A 24,405-nucleotide genomic window follows, 5' to 3' on the forward strand; every position below is an offset into this window, starting at 1 on the left:
ATGCAAACCACTCTGAGCGAAAAAGCTAAACGACTGTCACGCGCTGATGAAGCCGAAAGCATCTTGCGCAGTTGCGTGCATTGCGGCTTTTGCAACGCCACCTGTCCGACCTATCAGTTGCTGGGTGATGAACTGGATGGTCCGCGTGGACGCATTTATCTGATCAAGCAAGTACTCGAAGGCAACGAGGTCACTGAAAAGACCCAGCAGCATTTGGATCGATGCTTGTCCTGCCGCAACTGCGAAACCACCTGCCCCTCCGGTGTCGACTATCACAACTTGCTGGACATCGGTCGTGCTGTGGTCGACGAAGCGGTGCCTCGTCAGCCAAAACAACGGTTGTTACGAGATGGACTGCGAGCCCTTGTACTGAGCCCAACACTATTCAAAATGTTGGTTCACCTCGGCCAGACGTTCCGCCCGCTGCTGCCGGATACACTCAAGACCAAACTGCCAAGATCATCGTACCCGGCCAGCCCACGGCCAACACAGCAGCATGACCGGCATGTGTTGATACTCGAAGGGTGTGTGCAGCCCACTCTGTCCCCCAATACCAATGCCGCAACAGCACGAGTATTGGATCGGCTGGGTATCAGCATCACCCCCATCAGCCAGGCCGGTTGCTGCGGTGCGGTGGACTATCACATGAACGCCCAGCAAACCGGTCTGGCTCGTGCCCGCCGCAATATCGACGCTTGGTGGCCGAACATAGAACGCGGTGCCGAAGCTATTGTTCAAACCGCTAGCGGTTGTGGAGCATTCGTCAAGGAGTACGGGCATTTGCTGAAGGACGATCCTGCTTATGCGGCCAAAGCCGTTCGCGTCAGTTCCATGGCCAAAGACCTGGTGGAAGTGTTGCAGGATGAACCCTTGGAAACACTTGGCATTCTGAGTGATCGGCGCCTTGCCTTCCACTGTCCGTGCACATTACAGCACGCACAAAAGCTCGGCGGCGCGGTGGAAACCGTACTTTCGCGCTTGGGCTTCAACCTCACTTCAGTTCCGGACAGTCACCTGTGCTGTGGTTCAGCGGGCACCTACTCGCTGACGCAACCTGAGCTGTCCCGACAGCTGCGAGACAACAAGATGAATGCACTGGAAAGCGGAAAACCCGAAGTCATTGTCACTGCGAATATCGGCTGCCAGACCCATCTCGACGGAGCAGGTCGAACCCCTGTCAGACACTGGATCGAACTGGTCGAAGAAGCCCTGCATTAAACACATAAACAGCCAACATTGGAGAACCTGATGAAAACCAAAAGCATATTGAGCCAGTCCGAAATCCAGCGAGTTATCGCTGCCGCATGTACCGAAGCCGAGAAGAACCATTGGGCAGTGAGTATCGCAGTCGTCGATGACGGCGGTCACCCATTGGCCCTTACACGCCTTGATGGTTGTGCACCGATTGGCGCTTATATCGCTCTGGAAAAAGCCCGTACGTCGGCATTGGGTCGCCGAGAATCCAAAGGTTACGAGGATATGGTCAATGGCGGGCGTAATGCATTTCTGTCGGCCCCGTTACTGACCTCTCTCGAAGGTGGCGTGCCGATCATCATCGAAGGGCAAGTGATTGGCGCAGTGGGCGTCTCTGGCGTGACCTCCGCACAGGATGCACAAGTGGCCAAAGCAGGGGCTGCATGTTTGAGCACTGAGTGATTCAGAACGAAAGCAGGCAGGGATTGCCTGGCCGCCGTTTTTTTTTGGCCAGGCCATCTGAATAAGTACAGATTAATGAGTAAGCGGAGACCCCAAAATGACTGATTTCGTCAACTGCAAACGCTTGAAAGTGGCGGCCAACCTACAACGTTTCGTCGATGAGGAGGTACTGCCGGGCACCGGCCTGGACCGCAAGGCCTTCTGGGAGGGCTTCGACGCATTGGTGCATGAGTTGGCGCCACTGAACCGAGCACTGCTTGTCGAGCGTGACCGTTTGCAGAGCGAATTGGACAACTGGCACAACACCCATCCTGGCCCCATCCGTGACATGAACGCCTACCTTGCCTTCCTTCGGTCCATTGGATATTTGCAACCGCAACCTGAACTCGTGCAGGCCACCACCGCCAACGTTGATGTCGAAATTTGCCATCAGGCCGGACCGCAACTGGTGGTACCCGCCGTCAATGCCCGTTATGCGCTCAATGCCGCTAACGCCCGCTGGGGCTCCCTGTACGACGCTCTGTATGGCACTGACGTCATTGCCGAGACCGATGGCGCTGAAAAAGGTCAAGGCTATAACGAACTGCGCGGCACACGGGTTATTGCTTTCGCCCGCGCTTTTCTCGATGAGACCGCACCGCTGGCCAGCGACTCCCACTCCGATGCGCAGCGTTACTTTGTCGAAGATGGCCAATTGCGGGTGTTATTGAGCAATGGCAACTCAGTCGGACTGCAACAACCAGAAAAATATCTGGGTTACCAAGGCCAAGCGCAGCAACCGACTGCAATTCTGCTACGGAATCATGGCTTACATATCGAGATTCAGATCGACGCCAACAGCCTGATCGGTCGCACCGATGCTGCAGGCGTGAAAGACTTGCTCTTGGAAGCGGCCGTGTCGACCATTATCGATTGCGAAGATTCGGTAGCGGCTGTCGACGCTTCAGACAAAATTGCGGTCTATCGCAACTGGCTTGGCCTAATGAAAGGGGATCTGATAGAGGAACTGGAGAAAGGTGGACGACGCATCACTCGCAGCCTCAATGCCGACCGTGAATACAGAACACACACGAGCCCATTAACACTCCCAGGACGCTCGTTGTTGTTGATACGCAACGTCGGTCATCTCATGACCAATCCAGCCGTCACCGATAGCGAAGGCCAGCAGATTCCCGAAGGAATACTGGATGGCGTAATGACCAGCCTGATTGCGTTGCATGATCTGTCACGCCGAGGAAATTCTCGTACCGGCAGTATCTACATCGTCAAACCGAAAATGCATGGGCCTGCCGAGGTAGCATTTGCGAATCAATTGTTCGGACGTGTCGAAGACTTGCTCAAACTCCCGCGCAATACCCTGAAAATGGGGATCATGGACGAAGAGCGACGCACCAGCGCCAATCTCAAAGCCTGCATCGGTGCAGCGTCTGCACGGGTCGCCTTCATCAATACCGGATTTCTAGATCGTACCGGGGACGAAATTCACAGCTCCATGGCAGCCGGAGCCATGCTGCGAAAAGGCGACATGAAAAACACTCCCTGGATCAAGGCTTATGAACGCAACAACGTTCTGGTCGGGTTGGCTTGTGGCTTGCGCGGTCGGGCCCAAATAGGTAAAGGCATGTGGGCGATGCCGGATCAAATGGCCGTTATGCTCGAGCAAAAAATCGCTCACCCCAAAACTGGCGCCAGCACTGCTTGGGTCCCCTCACCTACCGCCGCCACCTTGCATGCATTGCATTATCACAAGGTAGAAGTGCGAGCCATTCAGGCCGAACTCGAACAAGTCGACTTAACCTCTGCAAGCGAGCAAATTCTTCGCGAACTACTGTCTATTCCTGTCGTGCCACAAGCCAACTGGACAGCTGAGGAGATTCGTGAAGAAATCGAAAATAATGCTCAAGGATTACTGGGCTATGTGGTGCGCTGGGTTGAACAAGGTATCGGCTGTTCGAAGGTCCCGGATATTCACGATGTTGGCTTGATGGAGGACCGCGCCACCCTGCGTATCTCCAGCCAGCACCTTGCCAACTGGTTGCGACACGGGGTCATTAGCGAAGAGCTGACATTGGAGGTTCTAAAACGCATGGCCGCTGTGGTCGATCAGCAAAATGCCGACGATCCACTTTATCAACCGATGGCAACCAACTTCGAAACCTCCATGGCTTTTCAGGCAGCATGCGCATTAGTGTTCAAAGGCCAGGCGCAGCCTAGCGGTTATACCGAACCGCTACTACACGAGTTTCGACTGGGCTTTAAGAGCATTATCGATGAGTCAAAAAATGCTTAACCGACGAGCACCAGCGACCCTGTAAGTGACCCGTTCGTTGCTCCATGGAGGTGTAAGTACTTGGCCAAAGGCCGAGCCCTGAACGTCTGAATCCAGAGCGCTTCTGATGTCGAGAAGCGCTTTACAAAATCCCCTTGCTCGCCAGCTTCGGCATGATTCACATGGTCGCGCTGTAGGCAGTACTTTCGCTCCACCAGCCCCGCCCGAGCAGCGAGCTGGTACCGTGCGGATAGCCTTCCGGTTGAGGTCAAATCTGACCACCGCACTAGGGTGTCTTTACTGCGTTCCAGAATGTTGATCCGCCCCTTGATGCCGCACAGCCGGTGTCACGAAGTGGCTGAAATTTTCAATATCCAACCTTGCCGCCATCATATTGATATCAATAGCGCACTATAAAACTCAACCTCAAATGAAATCGTTTTCAAAAAAAACCATATGAAGCTATATATAGCAACGCATGGACGCTCCAAGTACCACCAATTCATTTGTTCGGGAGACCATGCCTAGTGGAAGAAAAGGAGGACTCCTTAGCATGTACGCAATCCAAAGCTGTAATCCGTATGCGAAGGTCTTTTATCGCCCCATAGACGCAGCCTTACGCTGGTGCAATCTAATGGCTCACGAGGCTCAAATCCTTGAGGTTGCATGGAATGATTCATCCAATCTCAGTAAAGCTTTTCCGCAATGGCCGTGCCTACATGCAAATACCGAAAAAATTTTCGATGCTATCCACCATGGTGAGCTGACCTATGGTTGCCTCGGCATGCCGGTCGCCATTGGCACCCCCGTTGATTGCAGCCAGCTAACCGTCCGCCATACGGACCTCAGATTGTGGATGGCGCGCTACTACCCTGACCAGAGACCAGCCTTTCTTTTCGAACAGTCACTCAACCAACAAGGAGCTATCAGCATTGGCAGCTACCTAGCCTTACAAGCTGATCGTGATGCCCTGCAATTACAGGTAAAAAGTATAGAAGCGTCCTACCAACAACTACTCGATGAACTTGAGGCAATGGGGTTGGAAAGGGAAAATATCCATCAGTTGCTCAAGGCCAACAGTAAACTCAGTGACCGCAGTGAAATCGGCTACCTGAAAGTCATCGGGGCCTTGGTTGAACTCATCTTAGGGCATTCGCCATCAGGTAAACCTCACTCAGTATTTGATAGTCAAACCTCCATCGTCGATTCCATCTCAGCTCATCGAAAAAATGATCCTGGCCTGAGTAAACGCACGCTGGATGCAAAGTTCGCCGCAGCCAATCGTATACTCAAAAAAAACACGTGAGCGGAGCCATTGCACTGCAGTCCCTCCGATTGCAGTGCAATGACTCCACGCCTTTTCTACTATTCAATTCAGGTCACTTCCCACTACGCGCCAATCGACGCCAGGAGTGACCATCATGCCCAACCAGCCCTCCCCCATCACTGAAGCTCCTCTACCACAGGTCGAACGTCACATCATGCGGCGAGACGAGGTGGAGCGTAAAACCGGCTTCAAGCGTGCGCACATCTACAACTTGATGAAGGAAGGTAAATTCCCTCATGCCAAACGCATTGGACTGCGCGCCGTCGGCTGGGACTCGCTGGAGATCGAACAGTGGATCACTGAGCGTTTGGCGCAGCAGGCCTGATGCTATGCGTGTGGTATCAGTGGTGTCCACCAAAGGTGGAGTAGGCAAAACAACAGTGGCTGCCAATCTCGGCGGTCTGCTGGCGGATGCTGGCCTACGCGTCCTGCTGCTCGATCTGGATAGCCAACCCACCCTCTCCAGCTATTACGCCTTGAACCACGAGGCCATCGCCGGTGCGTACGAACTCATTGCACTCAACCAGACAGATCCTGCGCAGATAATTTCCACGACGGAGGTCGTCGGTCTCGACCTCATCCTCTCCAACGACGACCAAGGCCGACTGAGCACTTTGCTGCTGCACGCCCCTGACGGGCGATTACGGCTGCGCAATTTGCTCGACCATTTCCGTTCCCGTTATGACCTGCTTTTGATCGACACCCAAGGCGCACGTAGCGTGCTGCTGGAGATGGCCATCCTGGCATCCGATCTCGCCCTTTCTCCCATCACGCCGGAAATGCTCGCCGCCCGCGAACTGCGCCGCGGCACCTTGAAGCTGCTCAGCGAACTCGAACCGTTCCGCCACCTGGGCATTCCACCACCATCCTTGCGACTGCTACTGAACCAGGTGAACGCCATTAGGACGGACACTCAGATGATCATCTGCGGTCTGCGGGAGACCTTCGCTGGGGCTACCAACATCTTGGTTCTAGACACCGTAGTTCCAGACCGAGTGGCGTATCTCAATGCCGCCTCCCTTGGCCTGCCGGTCCACCGAATCGAGATGCGCCGGTCATGTAAACGACGCTCGCCATCGGCACTGGAAACCATGCAAGCACTGGCCATCGAGTTGTTTCCGGAATGGCGCGCAGAGATCTCTACAGTGAGCAGGTGCGCGGAGGCTCAATGAAATGAATCGCCAAGCCGGCCATTTCTCGCCAAATCATTTTTTATCGACCTTGATGCCAATAGCGTTTGGCAAGGAGTCTTTTGATGTTGGATCAACTTCCCATCATCGTTCAGCCATCCATTCGACCACGTCATCCACCTTGCGAGGAGTACTGCACCGTGGTCTTTCGTCTGCAGGGTGGACGTTCGGCCATGGGTTGGCTCCTCGCAGAACTCTCCCAACATTTCGAAGGTTCGGGGAGTGCCGAGATAGTCAAGTTCGAGGTCGGTGACCATTTGCGCAACCGGCGTTAACTGAGGTTGTTCCGATGAAGAAGCTCAGTCAGGAGGAGATCACCGACAGGCTGTACCAGGACCACTTCACTCCAGGTCCAAAAGTGGAACGACTGTCCGATCCACTCATCGACACACCTATGCTGGTCACTCTGGAGCAGTTGCGACCCTACGAACACAACCCGCGCTTCATCCGTAATCCGCTTTATGACGATATCAAGGCCTCGATCCGTGAACGCGGTCTGGATCAACCACCGCCGATTACTCGCCGCCCAGGAGAAACCTATTTCATCATCCGCAACGGCGGTAATACGCGCTTGGCGATTCTCGGCGAGCTGTGGCAGGAAACCCGCGATGAACGTTTTTTTCGCATTCACTGCCTGTTCCGACCCTGGGCCAATGAAATCACCGCCCTACTCGGCCATCTAGCCGAAAGCGATCTGCACGGCCAACTCACCTTCATCGAGCGTGCTCTGGCGGTAGCCAAACTCAAAACCATGCTCGAACCAGATGGCGCTGCGCTCTCGCAACGTGAGCTGGCACGACGCCTTGCCGCTGGAGGCTATCCCATTTCGCAGTCGCACATTAGCCGGATGCTCGACACCCTTGAACACTTACTGCCCGCCATTCCACAAACCCTGTATGCCGGATTGGGCAAGCCGCAGATCGAACGCCTGATCGGCCTACGTAGCCAGGCTGAACGAACCTGGAACCGTTATCCAACCGCCACCATTGCGTTCGCCGAATTTTGGCTCGATACCCTGGGTTACTTCGATGCCGAACCCGAGTCCTTCGATCTTGAGCAGATCCAGGATGAACTGCTCGAACGCATGAGCCGTTTGCTCGGACAGTCCTACCGTATGTTGGCCCTGGAACTGAGCGACACCCAACAGGTCATCTCGACGCCTGGCGTTGTCGTCACCACACCCTCAGAGAACAGCCATCCGCCGAGCGTTGGTGAAGCCGCGCCAGGACCTCCCTCCTCCGAGTCCCGTCCCCAATCAATCGAGACCAGAACCCAGACCGAAACAGCGCGAGAGGAGCTGCTCACACCGCCCGAAACGAATGTCGTACCAGCGGTCAGTCCTCCGTCACGCACTCAACAGATTCGCAAACAAATCGATCGCGAGATTTCATTCGAAGCAGCACCGACAGTCGAGGCCTGCGCAATCGACGATATCTGGACCATCGCACCCACACTGGATAGCCCCGAACAACTGCGTTCAACCATCGCCGGACTAGCGCGGGAAATGGCAGCCTATGCCGGACATCCCGAGAGCATCATCGATCAGCCGCATGGATTGGGTTTTGCCATGGATATGGAGCGGGTAGATTTTGCGACACCTCGCTCTACCGGCGTTCACCTTCTGCTCCTGGCCCTATTGCGCGCTCAAGACGACGTGAACTGGGAGGATCGCAAGCAACTGCCTTCAGCGCTGTTTGGCCAGCTGTTGCTGGGGATCTACCAACTTCCGCTGACAGACCGTCCTGCCGTGGACGTAGGACTGGAGCGACTGCCCGACAGTTTGTTAATCAAACTGTATCGCCTGATCCGTCTGGCCCGTCGCCTGATCGATCTAACGCTTACACCTGAAGCTGATTCACCGAAGGAGCTGCCATGAACCTGTCCTTCAATGTGCTCAACCAGGCCATGCTGACCCAGGTGCTTCATGAGTTGCGCCTGGGTAACTTGCAACGCTGCAAAGCACTCGGACTGAGTGAAGACGACATCTACCTGCTGCAATCTTTACCCCCCACCACGCTGTCGCGCCTGGCCCATGCAACCGTTCCCTGGGTTGAGGTCAAAATTGATTCGCCGGTGCTGCATCGGTTGATCGAGCAAGCCGAACGCGACGAGCAGAACGAGAGATTGATCAACCGGGCGCTTAAGCTCGGTGCCAGCAGCACCATCATGTATCAGTGCTTCGGCTTGGCGCATTCGGAAACCGCTCTGCGCCGACGTCTGCTCAAGATAGAAACCCGAAAGGGCCGCCCTCAGCATTTGAGCGAAGCGCAGGAACATGCGCTCTGGCAGCAATGGTGCCAGCTACGCACACAGGACGGTACCGAGGATCAGCTCGATGCCATGATGATGCTGGCCGAAGAACAGCAGATCAGCTTGACGATCGTCTGGCAGCAGATTGACCAGTACAGCAATGGAACATGAACACTGCCCCTTCCAGTCGCTGGCAGCGTGTCCTGCAGCAATGCACCCAGCAGTTGAGTGAGCGCTGGCCCGCCCGCCCTACCACCGAACAACCTTCCAACCAGGCGCTGCAGGCTGACTTTCTGTTCAGTGGCCAATCACACGAAGTCGTGCCGCGTCGCCTGCTGCTGGATCATCGGCTGACGCCATTGGAACGTAATGCCTGGCTGGTGTTGCGACTCATCCTGCAAGACCAGGGCGTGGTCACACCGCGCTATGAGGATTTTCAGCCTTACCTGTCAAGCGTCCCCTACGGTGCGTCAGCCTCCCGTGAAACCATCGCTCGCGTCTTGATGATGCTCAGGCTGACACGCTGGCTCAGCTTGGTGAGTCGTGGCCGCGATCAGCTCAGCGGGCGCCTACAAGGTTCTCTGTACGTCCTACACGATGAACCGTTAACCCCCGCTGAAGCCATGGAGCTGGATCAGGATTACCTGGAGCTGGTGGGACATTGCCTCAGCCATAACGCCAAGGCGGTGCGGATTGTCGCCCAGCACATGCTGGAAGAAATCCGCCAGGACACGGACATCGATCAGGGTCGACTACCGACGCGACTCGACAGCTGGGGCGAACACTGGATGCAGCAAGGATTGGATTTAGCAACCGAGGACGCCCTACACGATTCCGAACTGGGTGGCGATCACCGCGTTCGGAATCGTGCAGGCCCTCGTTCGGATTCCGAACCGGGCTTGAACGCCCCTATTTCCGGCGCCGTTCGGAATCCGAACGCCGCCTGTACTGTATTAAAAGAAAGTACTTGTACTGTACCGCGCGCGACCTCAACGGTGGATAACCTGAACTGGCCCGATCCGCTGCACCTGAGTCCAAGCGAGCGTCAGGCCGTCACCGTGGCGCTGAGCAAGCTCAACCCAGCGGATCGTCAGGCAGTGCTTAACGAAGCCGGTGCACGCTGTGCAGCCGGTGGTATCCGCAAGCCCGCGGCCTATCTGATGGGCCTGATCCAGCGCGCACTGAACGGTGATTTTCATCCTTGGGCAGGTCAGACAGAGCCCTCACCCGTTGTAGAACCGCCCCCAATAGCACCCGCACTCCCGTCCCGAAAACAGCGCGAACCCGCCTCTGCCCTCGCCCAAGCGTGCCTGAGTGAGCTGCGCCAACTGCGCGAAAAACGCCCTGGACGTCAGTAGATTTGATGCCAGTGGCATCAAATCTACTGAGTTCTAAGGTGAAATCGCAAAGAGCCGAACCTGCGCAATTCGACCGATACAGCCATCGCCATCCCTGAAAATGATGCCAGTGACGTCAATCGCGAACGCCTGCGAAATTAACCCTCTCACACCAAACCGAACAGACCGCATTCAGCTTTTTGGCTGTCCTTACCCCTCATCTGTCGCAACGTTCCCGTCCAAGCTTATGCGAGGACAACACCGTGACCGATCACTATCAACTCAACCTGGGTTCATTGCGCAGCAGTATCACCCTGACCCTGCACACTCACCACGCCGCCCGTATCTGGCAAGGTCGAACCGCACGCGAAGGCGTCCACTCGATCATGGGCATGGCCGGTTACATCAGTGTCACCAACCTGATCAAACAAACCGCGGCCCAGGACGATCCGTATGCCGACTGGGCCATCGTGCAACTCGAAGAAAAACTGATGCAGGCCAAGGTTGGGATGCTGGAACTGACCCAACAGCTGGATCGGATCAGACAAGAGCTGCCGACCCAGATCGACATGGGTGACAACCTCAACATCCACCCCGTCACCTTGCCGTTGTACATCGGCAGCCAGCTGGGTTTTCTGGCGGTCTACCTGCTGACCGACTACGACACCCTGGTACGCCGGACCCTATTGGCCCATCACACCGCCCTGATCGGCCGCAGAGACATGGAAGCCTGGATCGACGACGGCGCCCATTTGCTGCGCAGCCTGTTCGGTCAGGCACAGCGCTATCGGCATGCCGGAGTCACACGCGATGACATGACGGCGAACAACGCCCGTGCCCTGGCAGCCATCGACAAATGGGGTTTGCCCCCGATGGACATCCTTGAGGGTCATCGCCGCTCCCAGTTCGCACCGCCGATCATTCGCCGTAGTGCTGTGCCAGTGGATGACGCTGACGCATTAGCAGAGGAAGCGGGAGCCCCATTTGCGACAGTGGATGAGCCGGAGGACGAAGCATGAATCCCATAAACCCCATGAATCCGGCTCACCCAATGCCCTTCGACGCGTTGACACCGGATGCCTATCGACAGCTCGAACACGCAGCCTCCCTAAAAGGCCTTTTAAAACCTTTTAAGGGTAAGGGAGAGTTGGAGCACCTGGCGCAGGTGGCGAGGGAAATCGAGGCGCAGTTATGTCACCTGATGGAGGCTGTGGTGCAGCAGGCCGGACAGCCTCCTTTCTCACTGCTGGATATCCGATTGGTGCTGCAGAACACCAGCTCAGGTAGCACCTTTTTGCGTTGGCGCACCCGTGATTTTGCCCGTATGGGGGTTGCGGTCTGGGAACGCCAGGTCTCCAACAACGCCCTGCCACAGGCCGTACACGAGGCATTGCACCTTTTCGAATGCGAGCGCATTGCACTGAACCTGCAAATGAGCGTGGTGCATTCGCTCTACCGCCAGGCCACGACCTGCGCGATCAAAATGGCAAGTGCCGAACGGTTACTGCGCCAGTTCACAACCGCAGTGGAGGTATCAGGATGAGTACTTTTTTTGTCGGCGAAGGCAACATCGGCAGTGCACCAGAGTTTCAGGAGTTTCCATCAGGCAATGACGAGCCACGGCGTTTACTACGGCTGAATGTGTACTTCGACAACCCCGTGCCACGCGAGGGCAGTTATGAAGACCGAGGCGGCTATTGGGCACCGGTTGAACTCTGGCACCGCGAGGCTGAACACTGGAGCACGCTGTACCAGAAAGGCATGCGTGTGCTGGTCGAAGGCCGCACCGTACGCGATGAGTGGGAGGACAGCGAAGACAATGCGCGGGTCACCTTCAAGATCGAGGCCCGTCGAGTCGGCATCCTGCCTCACCGGGTGCACAGCGTGGTCATGCGGGAACGATCCAGCGAACCCGCGGCATCCGCGACACACGTCGAGAAAAGTACAGAACAGGCCAGTTCACCTGCGTCGAAACCAAGAAAGCGCAGAGGGCAGCCACCTACGGACTGACAGACTTTCAGGCATAAAAATTGCGCCTTTGCGCGAAGTTGCTGGCGTGTTACTTCGTGCTGCTCGTGAAGATCCACACTGCCGTCGCAACGGGTTAGCAGCCTCGGCCCATTCAAGCCTGCCCTCACCGACTAATATGAGGAACCTGCAATTCAGGTTTCTCATATCTCGCAACTGCTGTTTCCAACAACGCTGCTCCGAACTCAATCCGGAGCAGTTCTATGCGCCTCTTCCTCTGCGAAAAACCTTCCCAGGGTCGGGACATCGCCAAGGTACTCGGGGCCACTCGGCGTGGTGATGGTTGCCTGATCGGCACAGAGACAACCGTCACCTGGTGTATCGGCCACCTGCTGGAGACAGCATCGCCTGAAGCCTATGGCGAGCAATTCAAGAGTTGGTCGTTGGATCATCTACCGATCATTCCCGCGCAGTGGATGGTCGAGGTCAAACCCAAGACTGCGACACAGTTCAAAGTCATCAAGCGCCTGCTCAGTGAAGCCTCTGCTGTCGTCATCGCGACCGACGCCGATCGAGAAGGTGAAATGATTGCCCGCGAGCTACTGGAACTCTGCAAGTATCGAGGTCCCGTTCAACGACTTTGGTTGTCCGCACTCAACGAGGCGTCGATTCGCAAGGCACTGTCCTCACTGAAGTCTGGTCAGGAGACCTTCCTGCTTTACCACTCAGCCCTCGCCCGCAGCCGCGCCGATTGGCTGATCGGCATGAACCTGAGTCGTTTGTTTACCCTTCTTGGTCGGCGGGCGGGCTACGACGGTGTATTGTCGGTTGGACGCGTCCAGACACCCACTTTACGTCTGGTAGTCGATCGGGATCGTGCGATTGCCAGCTTCGTCTCGGTGCCCTACTGGGAAGTGGAGGTGCACCTGTCCTCAATGGGGCAACCATTCATCGCGTCGTGGTTACCACCCAGCTCAGGGCAGGACAAGGCAGGTCGTTGCCTGCAACAAGCGCTGGGCATTCAGGCGGCCCAAAAGATTTCTGGCGGTAAGACGGCCACAGTACTCTCGCTGCAGACTGAGCGTTTCCGAGAACCTCCGCCCCCGCCCTTCGACCTGAGCACACTGCAAGAAGTCTGCTCGCGCAAGCAGGGACTCGGCGTTCAGGAAACCCTGAACATCGCCCAAGCCCTGTATGAGACCCACAAGGCCACCACCTACCCACGCAGCGATTGCCGCTATTTGCCAGAGAGTATGTTCAATGAGGTACCCGCGGTATTCGCTGCCCTGCTCAAAACGGATCCGGCGCTGCAGCCCACATTCGGAAGACTCGATCGATCACTGCACTCCCGCGTGTGGAACGATGCCAAGGTCACCGCGCACCACGGCATCATCCCCACCACCGAGCCGGCGAACCTGGCGCGGATGTCCGAACAAGAACGCCAAGTCTACGAACTGATTCGTAGCCACTACCTCGCGCAATTTCTTCCGCATCATGAGTTTGATCGAACTCAGGTCGAACTGAAGTGCGGCGGAGAGCGTTTGACTGCTGTTGGCAAACAGATCCTGATCCAGGGCTGGAAAGGCTTGCTCTACGAAAACACCGAGGAGGATGAGCCCAGTCAAAAGCACCAAGTATTGCCCGTCCTGCAACAGGGTACTCAGTGCGCAGTGAACGACGTCGAACTCAAGTCCATGCGCACTGCCGCTCCCAAACCTCTCACCGAAGGTGATCTGATCAAGGCGATGAAAAACGTGGCCAAGCTGGTCAACGACCCACGCCTGAAACAGAAACTTCGGGACACCACCGGAATCGGTACCGAAGCCACGCGAGCCGGCATCATCAAGGGGTTGATTGATCGCGGCTATTTGCTGAAGAAAAAACGCGCCTTAATGGCCTCCGCAGCGGCCCATACTCTGATAGAGGCGGTGCCCGCTGCTGTCGCGGATCCGGGTATGACCGCGATCTGGGAACAGGCTCTGGACGAAATCGAAGCGGGACGTCTGACCCTGGATGCGTTCGTCGCCAAGCAGGCGAACTGGATTGCACAATTGGTCGAACACTGTGGCGCACTCACCTTGGCGGTAACGGTCGAAGCCGGCCCGACCTGCCCCATTTGCAACGCCTCAACGCGCAGGCGAAAGGGGAAATCAGGGCCGTTCTGGTCATGCTCCCACTACCCCGACTGTAAGGGAACAGTGCCGATCAGAAAAGATACGCGTCGCTCATGACGCTTCACTGTAGATCGTCATGAGTATTGGGGTGATGTGCTGATCAGTGCATCATCAACGGCGGCTGATCCCTCTCTAAGTCGATAAAGTGTTGTCCGATTTCACGGGCCAAGGCAAAGAAAGTGACCGCGCCTTTATCCTGGCAACCGTCGAACAATTGGCCGCTCATCTCGGCAGTATGTAACCTCTTTCATCGTGCTCAATGTAGTGGCTTATGCGGGATCGCCCACTGGCTTGACGTGATCCAACCCTCTCTGCTGTAGTGTCTCAGGATCATCGCCAACGGCGACCCAAGACCGAATCGCTCCGGGCAGCTCGGTCGAACTCCTTGAGTTCGGAGCCTTCTCTTTCTGCGGAATTTCATTCCTGATTTGTGCTCGACCTGATCACTGTGGCGGATGACCACTGTTGTCTCTACCAGGCAATAGCGGTCATCCGCTTCAGCGATCGTATTCAGTTCCGGAGCCCACCGGGGAAACACTGGGCACCCTTTGTGCGCGGATGCGTGCCAGCATGTTCCGCCCCAGGCCACGACAAGGGTCGGTTGGCGAATCATGGCGCAGTCAAACCAAGTTTTGCGAGGAGCTTGTCGATTGCGTCAGACCGCCAAAGGTGGCTTTTCTCTTCCTCGCCTGGCACCCCGCCAGGCCCATTCTTCACTTTCTTCAGTCCAGTGACTACCACTACATTCCGGCGATAAAAAATCGGGGGGCAGCGTCTTGACGCTCCCCTATGACAGGCTTATACAAAGGGCGTGGTTCGCTGTCGTTGACAGCCCAGCCCAGGTAGCCAGAACCTTCAAGGCTACGCCACGTTCGTGGTGGTTTACCCAAGTGCGATCAGCGTTCGGAAGCTCGCGCGGTTACCGCTTCAGCGGTGATGAATGCCCACTACCCCATGCCTGCGGATCACCACCGCAGACGCTCCTCTGCTGCACCGCTATTTCCCCAGACGCATCGTTCTGATCGTCATCGGCTTGCCGGTGACGAGTCGTTCATCGCTTGCCTTCACCTTACCCACCCTGACGGGGGCTCACTTCCCCGTAAGGGACTGTGCGTCGCCGTTTTCCCTTGAAACAGGAGAACCACCATGGCCCACGCCAACCACTCCCAAGAAGCAACTACATACTTCAATCTGCACACCGTCGGTATCGGTTATCTCAACCGTGTTCGTGAAGTACAAGTCCGCCGCGGCCAGCCATTTATGGCCTGCGATATCGCCGCCCTGCACGGTGCCACCGACGCGGTGGAGTACACCCGTTTCGACTGCAAAGTCGCTGGGGGTGAAGCTGAACGCTTGATTCGTCTCTATATGGACGCCGTCAACGCCGAGAAAAAGGTCTTGCTGTCGTTCCGTATCGGCGACCTGTGGATCGATCCGTTTCTCTACGAGAAAGGCGATAAACAGGGCCAACCGGGTGCCAGTCTGAAAGGGCGTTTGCTGTTCATTGACTGGATCAAGGTCAACGGCACGTTCGAGTACAAAGCGCCGGCCAGGCAGGAAGCAACAGCACCTGCTGAGCAAGCGCCAACCAGTGAGCCATCCCTACCATCAGCTGATGGCGAAGCTGAGGAGACCGACAACCCAACAGAGGCTCGGGTCGAACCTGAATCTCCAACTGCTCCCCGCACGGCCCGCCGTGATGCCACCCATACCGTTCAGTCCGCCTGAACAGTCCACGATGTTCCTCATCAAGGCGCTCCTCGAGCGCCTTTTCTTCAATCGGCACAGGAGACCCAATATGGAATCCTTCTGGCTTTGCGACGACTGCCTGTTCGCTGTGGCGTACGAGGACTACAGCACGTTATCGCTCTACTACACGACGGATGAAATCGAGAAACGCATCGCCGGCATCCATCGTGGACTGGTTCGGTTAATGCCCATCAGTGCCGACTTCGATCCCGAAGCCGGCTGGGGAGTAATAGCCTTTTCCCCATTGCCCTGCGACGGTTGTGGCTCACCCCTGCACGGTCAACGCCACCGATTCACGCGGCTGTAAACAGCGCGCCATCGGCTAATGCCCGCGACTCTCTATCCACCTCGGGGACACCACTCCCCTCGGGCGTGTACCCCTGATTGTTCCCTTCGGAGGTACCACCATGAGCACCCAACTCATCCTGATTGAAACCTCGGATTTCGCGACTGATCGTATCGTCCAAGAAAACCAGGTGATCGACGAAGCGCTGCATATTCTGGATCGTCGGCTGTTCGCCCGCGGCCCTAGCCTGACGTCGCCTGACTCTGTGGCCTCATACCTAAAACTGCACCTTGCACAACAAGAGCATGAAGTCTTCGGTGTAATTTTTCTCGATGCCAAGCACCGGGTGCTGGCGTTCGAAGTCCTCTTTCACGGCAGCATTGATGGGGCCAGCGTTTACCCCCGACAGGTCATTAAGAGATCCATGGCTCATAACGCAGGCGCTGTCATTTTTGTGCACAACCACCCCTCAGGTTGTACGGAACCCAGCCAGGCAGATCGCGTCTTGACCGCACGGTTGAAAGAGGCCTTGGCCTTGATCGAAGTGCGCGTACTGGATCACTTCATCGTCGGTGAAGGTCGTCCGTTTTCCCTGGCCGAACATGGCTGGCTTTAACCCTCACAGGCGTCTTCGGGCGCCTTGTTCATTTTCATCTGGAGAACGCTCATGAACCCCACACCCCAAGCCCCTGCTCTGCTGGCGGCCTCCAATCCATTTGCTCGCGGCTACGACGACCTTCATATCGAACGGCTGCTACTGATCACCTACGAAGACGACTGCCCTCCCTGCTTTCGCCCCGTACACGACTCACAGGCCCATCTGCCCGACGATGAGCTGCAGCTGTTCCCCTGCCTGTTCAATGACGATTTCGCCTTGATCAGCGAAGGCCAATTCATTCCGGAGGAGTTGGATGAACGCTACCCGTCCACCGGGCTGGTGCGCCAAGTGATCTACGCCGTGATAGGCGAAATGCTTAACGAGCGGTGTCACGTCGGCGACCTGTACTCCCTGGAAGAAGCCCAAGCCATGGTCCATCGCCTAAGCTTCGAAACGGGACACTACAGTCGAGCCTGGGAAATCAGTACCGCACACCTTCCTGAAGAAACGATGCTGTGTCTGGAGGAGTGGGTCAGTGACTCCGCGCTGAGGCAAACCGGCCTCTTGTTCGAGCTGTTCACATTGGCGGATTGCCACGGCATCGGTTGCAAACTGATCGGCACGCCATGGACGGACGAGAACTTGCTGAACATTGAGGGCAATGGTTATTCGAGCTTGAGACAAGAGCAGCTCGACGCCGGCACACCGGAAGCCTTGGTCAACGTACTGTATCTGGCGGCATTGGCGGATGTGCGATTGTTGATCTTCGACCCCGACGCTGTCGTCTTGGATGGGCTCGCCATTTTTGATGAATAGCAACACGTTCAGCTTTAACACGACCAGCTTTGAATCAACTTTCTCACTGAATCGCTCCTTCACCTCATGTCAGGTTCAGCACTGAATCTGACATGAGGTTTTTTCCATGGAGCGTTTTTTCACGCCTGTCTGCCTGCTGGGTTTGTTGAGCGCCTGCACCGCGCAAATCCCCACTCCATTGCCGGCCCATCCAGAGATCGACAGTGGCTCCAATCGGGCACAGCTTTCGAGGGGCACAGTCGAAGGAAAGCATCCGACAGAACTCCGCTATGGCCGCTATACGCTGGTCAGCACCAAACCCACCACGGAACAACGCGATCTTCTCGCTCAAATCATTGATGTGAGCATCCCGTCCAGCCTGAGTCCCTCGGTGCAGGATGCGTTGCAGTACGTATTGCAGCGCTCGGGCTATTCGCTCTGTCCAGTTTCCGCGTCGGTGAAGGTGCTGTTTACCCGGTCTCTGCCCGCAGCCCATTACCGGCTCGGCCCGATCTCTTTGCGCAGTGCGCTACAGGTGCTGGCTGGACCCGCCTGGCAACTCACGACCGATGACGTCAGCCGTTCGGTCTGCTTCGAACAGCAGAAAACTAATGCCAGCGGCATGCTAATCACACCAGTCTCGCCCCATCAATCGGAGGCGCGTCAATGAAAGCCTCAACGTTTCAAACCCTCATCATTGGGCTGCTGTGCCTGACAGTCGCCGGTCTGAGCGGTGGTTTGTATAACCAGTATCAGCGTATGGCCGAGCTACAGAGCACGGACACCCAACGCCTACAAACTCTGGACTCCCTGCAACGTGATTCAAGCGCGCTGAAGGACGCACAAGAGAAGCTGCAGTACGCGCTGAAAGACCTGAAGCAGATGGTCGATACCGGTGAGCAACAGGCCAATACCCTCGATCCGATGCTGGATCAGTGGGCACAAGAAATACAGGAACTGCGCGACGGTCTGGCAGCCCGCGCCACCGCGGCGGACATGACTGCGCTACGAGCACGCCTTGAACAGGTCGAGCAGCAGCTCCTGGACCTCAGGACAAAGCCATCCTCACCACCACCGACGCCTTCCGCGACCAAACCGAAACAGACGACTCGTCCTAAACCTCCCCCGCTCTCGCCACCGTTCTCAGTGTTGAGTGTCGAGTCCCGCGGGGGTGAGCGCTTTTTGGCAGTCGCACCTCCTGACAGTCGCTCGCTCAGGGATGTTCGTCTGCTGCATAGCGGCGAGCAGCTCGGCGCCTGGCACCTGAAAGTGCTGGAGCCAAACTCAGCTATCTTCGCGGTGGCCGCTCAGCCAGACCAGACCGTGCACCTCCCTTGAGAAGCGATCATGAACAAAGCGTTACTGCCCTCCGTCGCCTGTCTCGTTTCGCTACTAATCAGCGGCGCTGCGATGGCTAACCCCATCACGACACAGTCACAGATCCAAGACACGCAGTCCGCTCCGCTGGGGCGCTCTCACTCTGAACAGGCGGCAAGCTGGGGGCTGACGGAGCAGGAGTGGACGCGCTTCGAACAGATCCAAGCCGGCCCGCGTGGTTTCTGGAGCCCGAACCTCGATCCACTGACCGCACTCGGAGTCGAGGCCCAGACCGACCAAGAGCGCCAGCGCTATGCCGAATTACAGGTAGCGCTGGAAGCCAAACGCGCCGAGAGCGAATTGGCCTACCAAAACGCTTACACCACGGCCTGGGCCAAGCTGTTTCCAGGGCTGCTGCCGATCCAGGGCATGGCATCCCCATCCCCTGCCAGCTCATCGCTCGTGCCGCGCCAGGCCCTGTTTGTGGAGGACCACTGCCCAGCGTGCACCGTTGAAGCGCAGCGTCTGCAAAGCAGTGATACGGCGTTCGATATCTACCTGGTGGGCAGCCAAGGCGAGGATGAACGCGTCCGTAGCTGGGCTCGGCAAGCAGACATCGACCCGACCAGAGTTCAACGCAGGCAGATCACCCTGAACCATGACCGTGGTCGCTGGTTCAGCCTGGGTGCCCCGGGGCCATTGCCTGCCACATTTCAACAGGTGAATGGACAATGGCAACGCCTCGACTGAGTGGTATTGCACTCATGCTGGCGATGCTGGTCGCTCAGGCCGAGGAGCTTCCGCCGCCAGCCTACCAACTGGCGGCACATGACGCCGATATCCCTTCTACAGTGCTGTTCGCGATTGCCCTGCAGGAGAGCGGTATCCGCGTCCGTGGCCGACTGCTGCCTTGGCCTTGGACCCTGAACATTGCCGGCACCCCCTACCGCTTCTCCACTCGCCAGGCCGCCTGTCACGCCTTGCTTCAGACGCTCGCCCAACATGACGCCAAGCGGGTCGATGTCGGTCTCGGACAAACCAACTTGGGTTACCACGGGCAACGTTTTTCCAGTCCCTGCGAAGCCCTAGACCCCTACCGAAATCTCGCCGTCACCGCCGCGCTGTTACAGGAGCATCACGCCGCCACCGGTGATTGGGTGTTGGCTGCCGGACGCTATCACCGCCCGGCAGGAGGAACACCGGCCACGCGTTACCGCGCAGGCTTTTCCCGGCAACTCAAACGGTTGCTGGTTTCCTTCGAACAAGGCACACCACCATGAAGCGAATATCCCTTACCTGCTATTTCATCCTGCTCTTGGCACCTTTCGCCCACCCGGAACTGACCGTAGCCGGGGATCAGCCTAGCGACTTCACCCGACCCGATTTTCCAGCCATGGGCGTGCCGATAAATAACAGAGTTCAGGCTGATCGGCCCGTGCATGCGGACCTGTCCACCTTTGCCGATGTGGCCTGGATACTGCCGATTAGTAGTTCCCGGCTGAGCCCTGGCCCGGTCAAGCCTCGCTCCCTGAAAATGCCCGGCCTGCAGCCCTTTTTTCTGGTGGGCGGCGATCCCCAGTCGCTGACTTGGCTGCGTCAACGCGCGGCTGAACTGCAGGAACTGGGTGCAGCCGGCCTGGCCGTCGAGGTGGCCGATACTGAAGCTTTGGCCCGGATTCGAGCAGCCGCTCCAGACATCACCATCCTACCGGTCAACGGCAACGACATCGCCACCCGCCTGCAGATCGAGCATTACCCCGTCTTGATCACTGCCACCTCACTGGAACAGTGAGTCCAGGTCATGGCCGAGCACGCGATGGAGTCCAAGCTCCGGCCAGCGGTGGAGCTGTACACCGTGGCGATCTGCATCGCCGCCGCGGTGTTGTGCGTGAACTCACCCTGGGCCGTGGCCCTGTCACCCGAGATCGGTCTAGTTGCGGCGCTGGCCTATGCCCTGTTCGGCCTTATCCGGCTTCGACAAGCCTGGGACGTGCTGCGTTATCGGCGCAATATCCGCCGGCTGCCCCGCTACGAACTGACCAGTCGCCAGATTCCGGTTAGCCGTAAGCGTTTGTTCATGGGTCGCGGCTTTCGCTGGACCCGCCTACACACCCAACGCTTGGTCGAAGCCCAAGACCCGGCAGTCGCTCACTATGTTGACCAACCGACCCACTACCGCCTGGCCCGCGGACTCGAACGGCGCCTGGAGCATGCACCGTTTCGACTCTCGATACTGGCGCGTGTCACTGCCTGGGACAGCGCCTTCAATCCGTTGCGCCCTTTACCCCCGGTAGGTGGCTCGCCACTGTTGCATGGGGTCGAGCCCAACGAAACGGAAGTCAGTCTGCCGCTGGGCGAACGGGTCGGACACACCCTGGTGCTGGGCACTACCCGCGTCGGCAAGACGCGACTCGCCGAGGTGTACATCACCCAGGACATTCATCGCATCGAACACGAAGTGGTGATCGTCTTCGATCCGAAAGGCGATGCCGACTTGCTCAAGCGTATGTACGTCGAAGCCAAGCGGGCCGGTCGGGAGAAGGAGTTTTATGTGTTCCATCTAGGCTGGCCGGAGATCTCAGCCCGCTACAACGCCGTGGGACGTTTCGGACGCATTTCTGAGGTGGCGTCTCGCATTGCTGGACAGCTCAGTGGTGAAGGTAACTCTGCGGCCTTCCGTGAGTTCGCCTGGCGCTTCGTCAACATCATTGCCCGGGCTTTGATCGAGCTGGGCCGACGCCCGGACTACCTGCAGATCCAACGGCATGTGGTCAACATCGACGCGCTGTTCATTGAATACGCCCAGCAGTTTTTCGCCAAGACCGATCCGAAAGCGTGGGAAGTGATCGTCCAGCTTGAAGGCAAGCTCACCGAGAAGAACATTCCCCGGCATATGATCGGGCGAGAAAAACGGGTGGTGGCCATCGAGCAGTACCTGGCGGTGAAGCGAGTATTTGATCCGGTCATGGACGGTCTGCGTTCGGCGGTGCGATATGACCGTACTTACTTCGACAAAATCGTTGCCTCGCTACTGCCGCTGCTGGAGAAACTCACCACCGGTAAGACCGCCCAGCTGCTGGCCCCCAACTACACCGATTTAGATGACCCGCGACCAATCTTCGACTGGATGCAGATCATCCGTAAGCGCGGCATCGTTTACGTCGGCCTGGATGCGCTGACCGATGCCGAGGTGGCCGCCGCCGTGGGCAACTCCATGTTCGCCGACTTGGTCTCGGTCGCCGGCCACATCTACAAACACGGCATCGACCACGGCCTCCCCCCATCGAGCAGCAGCGCCGACAAGCTTCCCATCAACCTGCACGCCGATGAGTTCAACGAGTTGATGGGGGATGAGTTCATCCCGCTGATCAACAAGGGCGGCGGTGCCGGTATCCAGGTAACCGCCTACACCCAGACCCTCAGCGATATCGAAGCGCGAATTGGCAACCGCGCCAAGGCCGGCCAGGTCATCGGCAACTTCAACACCCTGCAGATGCTGCGGGTGCGCGAAACCGCCACCGCTGAACTGCTCACCCAGCAGCTGCCCAAGATTAACGTGCTGACCAAGACCCTGGTGTCGGGGGCGACTGACACCTCCGATCCTGAGGCCAACACGGACTTCACTTCGTCCTCGCAGGATCGTGTTAGCAGCACCAGTGTGCAGCTGATCGAGCCTGCTCACATCGTCAGTTTGCCCAAGGGGCAAATGTTCTCCTTCCAGGCGGGTGGGCAGCTCTGGAAAGTCCGCATACCTTTGCCTAAGCCCTCCAACGACGATGCCATGCCCAAGGACCTGCAGGAACTCACCCAGCGAATGCGGGCCACCTATAACGAGCAGGCAGGCCAATGGTGGACTGCCAGCGGGGGCGGCCCAACAACCAACTTCGATTTGGATCAGGTGGGGTAGCCCTACCCCACCTGATTTCTATTCAGCAAAAACACACTCAATAGACGTCGTAACGACATCAGTCCTGTGGCACACAATGGAGTGAACGATGGCGACTTCCACACAGAACACGCCGCCACAACCTATCCAGCATCCGGGAATAATCGTCTCGGCCATCAGCCTGGTCCTGCGCATCATCGGCTTGCTGGTTGCCTCACTACTGTTCTCGATCCTGATCGAGTTCGCCGGCCTGCTGCTGTTCTGGGGTGATCAGGGCTGGCGGCATAGCCAGGCCATGCTGACCAGTGAACTGGGCTGGCTCAGTGAGCACTTCAAAGCTTCACTCATCCTCCAACAACCCGGGCAAACGATCGTTCAGTTGCTGGATTTCCTCAATCAGTGGTTGTTGGTCAAGACAGGCTTTGTGGATTTTGCCCAGCAGGCGCGGGTGTCGAGCCAAGGCAACGGTTTCTGGGGCTGGACCAATCAATTCTACGTGAGCATTGAGGATTTCGTGCTGGCGGCGGTGTATGTGACCTTTACCTTCATGGTACGCCTGACCATTCTGATCCTAGCCACCCCCTTATTTCTGCTGGCCATGTTCACTGGTTTCGTCGATGGACTGATGCGCCGCGACCTGCGCAAATTTGGAGCTGGGCGAGAAAGCAGTTTTGTTTATCACCGCGCTAAACGAGCAGTGATACCTCTGCTGATCGTGCCATGGGTCATTTACCTGTCCTTGCCCTTTTCGCTCAATCCCATGGCCATTTTTTTGCCTAGCGCGATGATGCTCGGAGTAACGACAGCTATCACCGCGGCGACGTTTAAAAAATACATCTGATAGAACGTATTGCTGGCGTGTTAAACCATTCCGGTTAATTTAGCCAACACCGCGACGATGTAACCGCCAATGATAGACAAACCAACAATACCCCACGGCCGTTGCCACCAATCACCGCCTTGGGACGGCGGCATAGATTGCTGATAAAAATTGATCTGTCCAATCTGATTCGCGTTGACTTGGGTCGCAGTTCCATTTTGCATCGAATTGCGCCACTGAGCTTCCTCAAGACGTTCGAGTTGAACCTGAACACGCCTCTTGAGTTGGCTAGCGGAAAGGAGAAATTGCTTTCCAACAATCATCACACCCAGTAAGCCGAAAAACAGCAAATTTCCATAGCTGAACGGGTTTTCCTGGCTGAGGGTTGGTGCGTACTTCCATACAAAACCGATGTAGGGTGATGTGGCCTGGTAAACGTCGGCTATTAAATTTTGCACAACCCCTCCCAAATGCCCAAAAATCGTTGTGCCTGCAAGCTTCTCTGCTTGTTGGTGTAGAAAAATCAATGACGAAACCAAATAGATTAGCGCACCGCAGACGGTCAAGGTGATCCCCACGCCCTGTCGAATACGGTACCGCCGAATTGCTTGTTGGATGTTCACTCTCTGCACTCACTCTTCGTAAACTGATATCGCCCGCGCCTTATTTGCGCCCCGCTAACATTGTTGCTAACGGCATCAAACGTTAACGGCTGCCCATCGTTTTTCATGAGAAATCGAAACCGTACTTGCAGCGCAATCGCGTCATTTCACCGCGTTTGAT

At 57.0% G+C, this 24,405-nt stretch carries 26 protein-coding genes; 25 read left to right on the top strand and 1 reads right to left on the bottom strand.

All coding sequences use genetic code 11. From position 1 onward, the window contains the following. The 25 genes from glcF (at nt 1) to CFE47_RS12160 (ending at nt 23,643) form a co-directional block, all read left to right on the top strand. Nucleotides 1–1,218, top strand: a complete 1,218-nt coding sequence (gene glcF, locus CFE47_RS12045; protein ID WP_223508286.1) for a glycolate oxidase subunit GlcF — start codon at nt 1–3, stop codon at nt 1,216–1,218. Between the two features lie 30 nt (nt 1,219–1,248). After that, a complete protein-coding gene (locus CFE47_RS12050) occupies nt 1,249–1,656 on the top strand; it encodes a heme-binding protein (RefSeq protein ID WP_223508285.1) in 408 nt (135 codons plus the stop codon). A 97-nt stretch (nt 1,657–1,753) separates the two neighbouring features. Continuing rightward, entirely contained in the window at nt 1,754–3,946 is a 2,193-nt protein-coding gene (locus tag CFE47_RS12055) for a malate synthase G (protein WP_286837274.1), read from the top strand. Between the two features lie 532 nt (nt 3,947–4,478). Beyond that, entirely contained in the window at nt 4,479–5,231 is a 753-nt protein-coding gene (locus CFE47_RS12060; protein ID WP_223508283.1) for a hypothetical protein, read from the top strand. 115 nt (nt 5,232–5,346) lie between these two features. After that, entirely contained in the window at nt 5,347–5,577 is a 231-nt protein-coding gene (locus tag CFE47_RS12065; RefSeq protein ID WP_223508282.1) for an AlpA family transcriptional regulator, read from the top strand. Between the two features lie 4 nt (nt 5,578–5,581). Further along, a complete protein-coding gene (locus CFE47_RS12070) occupies nt 5,582–6,424 on the top strand; it encodes a ParA family protein (RefSeq protein WP_286837277.1) in 843 nt (280 codons plus the stop codon). Between the two features lie 83 nt (nt 6,425–6,507). Further along, nucleotides 6,508–6,717 carry a hypothetical protein gene (locus CFE47_RS31690; protein ID WP_317851220.1) on the top strand — a complete coding sequence of 70 codons (210 nt, stop codon included), beginning with the start codon at nt 6,508–6,510 and terminating at the stop codon, nt 6,715–6,717. 14 nt (nt 6,718–6,731) lie between these two features. After that, complete coding sequence (locus CFE47_RS12075) at nt 6,732–8,318, top strand: ParB family protein (protein ID WP_286837278.1); 1,587 nt, start codon at nt 6,732–6,734, stop codon at nt 8,316–8,318. Next, nucleotides 8,315–8,863: a DUF2857 domain-containing protein gene (locus CFE47_RS12080; protein ID WP_286837280.1), complete on the top strand. Its 549-nt coding sequence runs from the start codon at nt 8,315–8,317 to the stop codon at nt 8,861–8,863. Before CFE47_RS12075 ends, CFE47_RS12080 begins: the two co-directional genes overlap by 4 nt. Next, nucleotides 8,860–10,050 (top strand): STY4528 family pathogenicity island replication protein, encoded by a 1,191-nt coding sequence (locus tag CFE47_RS12085; RefSeq protein WP_286837282.1) that lies wholly within the window; start codon nt 8,860–8,862, stop codon nt 10,048–10,050. The genes CFE47_RS12080 and CFE47_RS12085 overlap by 4 nt, the downstream gene beginning before the upstream one ends. A 242-nt stretch (nt 10,051–10,292) precedes the next feature. Then, nucleotides 10,293–11,048, top strand: a complete 756-nt coding sequence (locus CFE47_RS12090; RefSeq protein ID WP_286837283.1) for a PFL_4669 family integrating conjugative element protein — start codon at nt 10,293–10,295, stop codon at nt 11,046–11,048. 5 nt (nt 11,049–11,053) lie between these two features. Continuing rightward, nucleotides 11,054–11,572: a DUF3158 family protein gene (locus CFE47_RS12095; protein WP_286837369.1), complete on the top strand. Its 519-nt coding sequence runs from the start codon at nt 11,054–11,056 to the stop codon at nt 11,570–11,572. Next, a complete protein-coding gene (locus tag CFE47_RS12100) occupies nt 11,569–12,039 on the top strand; it encodes a single-stranded DNA-binding protein (RefSeq protein WP_223508276.1) in 471 nt (156 codons plus the stop codon). Before CFE47_RS12095 ends, CFE47_RS12100 begins: the two co-directional genes overlap by 4 nt. A gap of 221 nt (nt 12,040–12,260) precedes the next feature. Continuing rightward, nucleotides 12,261–14,228, top strand: a complete 1,968-nt coding sequence (locus CFE47_RS12105) for a DNA topoisomerase III (RefSeq protein ID WP_286837286.1) — start codon at nt 12,261–12,263, stop codon at nt 14,226–14,228. A 1,089-nt stretch (nt 14,229–15,317) separates the two neighbouring features. Beyond that, nucleotides 15,318–15,899, top strand: a complete 582-nt coding sequence (locus CFE47_RS12110) for an STY4534 family ICE replication protein (RefSeq protein WP_286837288.1) — start codon at nt 15,318–15,320, stop codon at nt 15,897–15,899. 70 nt (nt 15,900–15,969) lie between these two features. Then, nucleotides 15,970–16,227 (top strand): hypothetical protein, encoded by a 258-nt coding sequence (locus tag CFE47_RS12115; RefSeq protein WP_286837290.1) that lies wholly within the window; start codon nt 15,970–15,972, stop codon nt 16,225–16,227. A gap of 100 nt (nt 16,228–16,327) precedes the next feature. Beyond that, nucleotides 16,328–16,822 carry a RadC family protein gene (gene radC / locus CFE47_RS12120; protein WP_286837292.1) on the top strand — a complete coding sequence of 165 codons (495 nt, stop codon included), beginning with the start codon at nt 16,328–16,330 and terminating at the stop codon, nt 16,820–16,822. Between the two features lie 51 nt (nt 16,823–16,873). Then, nucleotides 16,874–17,620, top strand: coding sequence for a DUF5983 family protein (locus CFE47_RS12125; RefSeq protein ID WP_081360950.1), 747 nt, complete (start codon nt 16,874–16,876; stop codon nt 17,618–17,620). Nucleotides 17,621–17,726: 106 nt separating this feature from the next. Next, the gene (pilL2, locus tag CFE47_RS12130; RefSeq protein WP_286837296.1) at nt 17,727–18,269 is read left to right on the top strand and encodes a PFGI-1 class ICE element type IV pilus protein PilL2; all 543 of its coding nucleotides are present in this window, start codon (nt 17,727–17,729) and stop codon (nt 18,267–18,269) included. Continuing rightward, on the top strand, nt 18,266–18,937 hold the full coding sequence (locus tag CFE47_RS12135; protein ID WP_286837298.1) for a chemotaxis protein: 672 nt from the start codon (nt 18,266–18,268) through the stop codon (nt 18,935–18,937). Before pilL2 ends, CFE47_RS12135 begins: the two co-directional genes overlap by 4 nt. Nucleotides 18,938–18,946: 9 nt before the next feature. Then, the gene (locus CFE47_RS12140) at nt 18,947–19,666 is read left to right on the top strand and encodes a TIGR03759 family integrating conjugative element protein (protein WP_286837300.1); all 720 of its coding nucleotides are present in this window, start codon (nt 18,947–18,949) and stop codon (nt 19,664–19,666) included. After that, nucleotides 19,648–20,196: a lysozyme family protein gene (locus tag CFE47_RS12145; RefSeq protein ID WP_286837302.1), complete on the top strand. Its 549-nt coding sequence runs from the start codon at nt 19,648–19,650 to the stop codon at nt 20,194–20,196. The genes CFE47_RS12140 and CFE47_RS12145 overlap by 19 nt, the downstream gene beginning before the upstream one ends. Further along, complete coding sequence (locus CFE47_RS12150; protein ID WP_286837303.1) at nt 20,193–20,708, top strand: integrating conjugative element protein; 516 nt, start codon at nt 20,193–20,195, stop codon at nt 20,706–20,708. The genes CFE47_RS12145 and CFE47_RS12150 overlap by 4 nt, the downstream gene beginning before the upstream one ends. A 9-nt stretch (nt 20,709–20,717) precedes the next feature. After that, entirely contained in the window at nt 20,718–22,823 is a 2,106-nt protein-coding gene (gene traD, locus CFE47_RS12155) for a type IV conjugative transfer system coupling protein TraD (protein ID WP_286837305.1), read from the top strand. Between the two features lie 88 nt (nt 22,824–22,911). Next, a complete protein-coding gene (locus CFE47_RS12160) occupies nt 22,912–23,643 on the top strand; it encodes a TIGR03747 family integrating conjugative element membrane protein (RefSeq protein ID WP_286837307.1) in 732 nt (243 codons plus the stop codon). 20 nt (nt 23,644–23,663) lie between these two features. Here CFE47_RS12160 and CFE47_RS12165 read toward each other — a convergent pair whose 3' ends face one another. Further along, a complete protein-coding gene (locus CFE47_RS12165) occupies nt 23,664–24,245 on the bottom strand; it encodes a YniB family protein (protein ID WP_286837309.1) in 582 nt (193 codons plus the stop codon). Nucleotides 24,246–24,405 lie beyond the last annotated feature (160 nt).

The organism is Pseudomonas sp. PGPPP1, assembly GCF_002255865.1.
Classification (GTDB): Bacteria; Pseudomonadota; Gammaproteobacteria; order Pseudomonadales; family Pseudomonadaceae; genus Aquipseudomonas; species Aquipseudomonas cremoris.

Coding starts and splice junctions, on each gene's coding strand:
- glcF (WP_223508286.1), top strand. CDS start 1: ATGCAAACCACTCTGAGCGAAAAAGCTAAACGACTGTCACGCGCTGAT.
- CFE47_RS12050 (WP_223508285.1), top strand. CDS start 1,249: ATGAAAACCAAAAGCATATTGAGCCAGTCCGAAATCCAGCGAGTTATC.
- CFE47_RS12055 (WP_286837274.1), top strand. CDS start 1,754: ATGACTGATTTCGTCAACTGCAAACGCTTGAAAGTGGCGGCCAACCTA.
- CFE47_RS12060 (WP_223508283.1), top strand. CDS start 4,479: ATGTACGCAATCCAAAGCTGTAATCCGTATGCGAAGGTCTTTTATCGC.
- CFE47_RS12065 (WP_223508282.1), top strand. CDS start 5,347: ATGCCCAACCAGCCCTCCCCCATCACTGAAGCTCCTCTACCACAGGTC.
- CFE47_RS12070 (WP_286837277.1), top strand. CDS start 5,582: ATGCGTGTGGTATCAGTGGTGTCCACCAAAGGTGGAGTAGGCAAAACA.
- CFE47_RS31690 (WP_317851220.1), top strand. CDS start 6,508: ATGTTGGATCAACTTCCCATCATCGTTCAGCCATCCATTCGACCACGT.
- CFE47_RS12075 (WP_286837278.1), top strand. CDS start 6,732: ATGAAGAAGCTCAGTCAGGAGGAGATCACCGACAGGCTGTACCAGGAC.
- CFE47_RS12080 (WP_286837280.1), top strand. CDS start 8,315: ATGAACCTGTCCTTCAATGTGCTCAACCAGGCCATGCTGACCCAGGTG.
- CFE47_RS12085 (WP_286837282.1), top strand. CDS start 8,860: ATGAACACTGCCCCTTCCAGTCGCTGGCAGCGTGTCCTGCAGCAATGC.
- CFE47_RS12100 (WP_223508276.1), top strand. CDS start 11,569: ATGAGTACTTTTTTTGTCGGCGAAGGCAACATCGGCAGTGCACCAGAG.
- CFE47_RS12105 (WP_286837286.1), top strand. CDS start 12,261: ATGCGCCTCTTCCTCTGCGAAAAACCTTCCCAGGGTCGGGACATCGCC.
- CFE47_RS12110 (WP_286837288.1), top strand. CDS start 15,318: ATGGCCCACGCCAACCACTCCCAAGAAGCAACTACATACTTCAATCTG.
- CFE47_RS12115 (WP_286837290.1), top strand. CDS start 15,970: ATGGAATCCTTCTGGCTTTGCGACGACTGCCTGTTCGCTGTGGCGTAC.
- radC (WP_286837292.1), top strand. CDS start 16,328: ATGAGCACCCAACTCATCCTGATTGAAACCTCGGATTTCGCGACTGAT.
- CFE47_RS12125 (WP_081360950.1), top strand. CDS start 16,874: ATGAACCCCACACCCCAAGCCCCTGCTCTGCTGGCGGCCTCCAATCCA.
- pilL2 (WP_286837296.1), top strand. CDS start 17,727: ATGGAGCGTTTTTTCACGCCTGTCTGCCTGCTGGGTTTGTTGAGCGCC.
- CFE47_RS12135 (WP_286837298.1), top strand. CDS start 18,266: ATGAAAGCCTCAACGTTTCAAACCCTCATCATTGGGCTGCTGTGCCTG.
- CFE47_RS12140 (WP_286837300.1), top strand. CDS start 18,947: ATGAACAAAGCGTTACTGCCCTCCGTCGCCTGTCTCGTTTCGCTACTA.
- CFE47_RS12145 (WP_286837302.1), top strand. CDS start 19,648: ATGGCAACGCCTCGACTGAGTGGTATTGCACTCATGCTGGCGATGCTG.
- CFE47_RS12150 (WP_286837303.1), top strand. CDS start 20,193: ATGAAGCGAATATCCCTTACCTGCTATTTCATCCTGCTCTTGGCACCT.
- traD (WP_286837305.1), top strand. CDS start 20,718: ATGGCCGAGCACGCGATGGAGTCCAAGCTCCGGCCAGCGGTGGAGCTG.
- CFE47_RS12160 (WP_286837307.1), top strand. CDS start 22,912: ATGGCGACTTCCACACAGAACACGCCGCCACAACCTATCCAGCATCCG.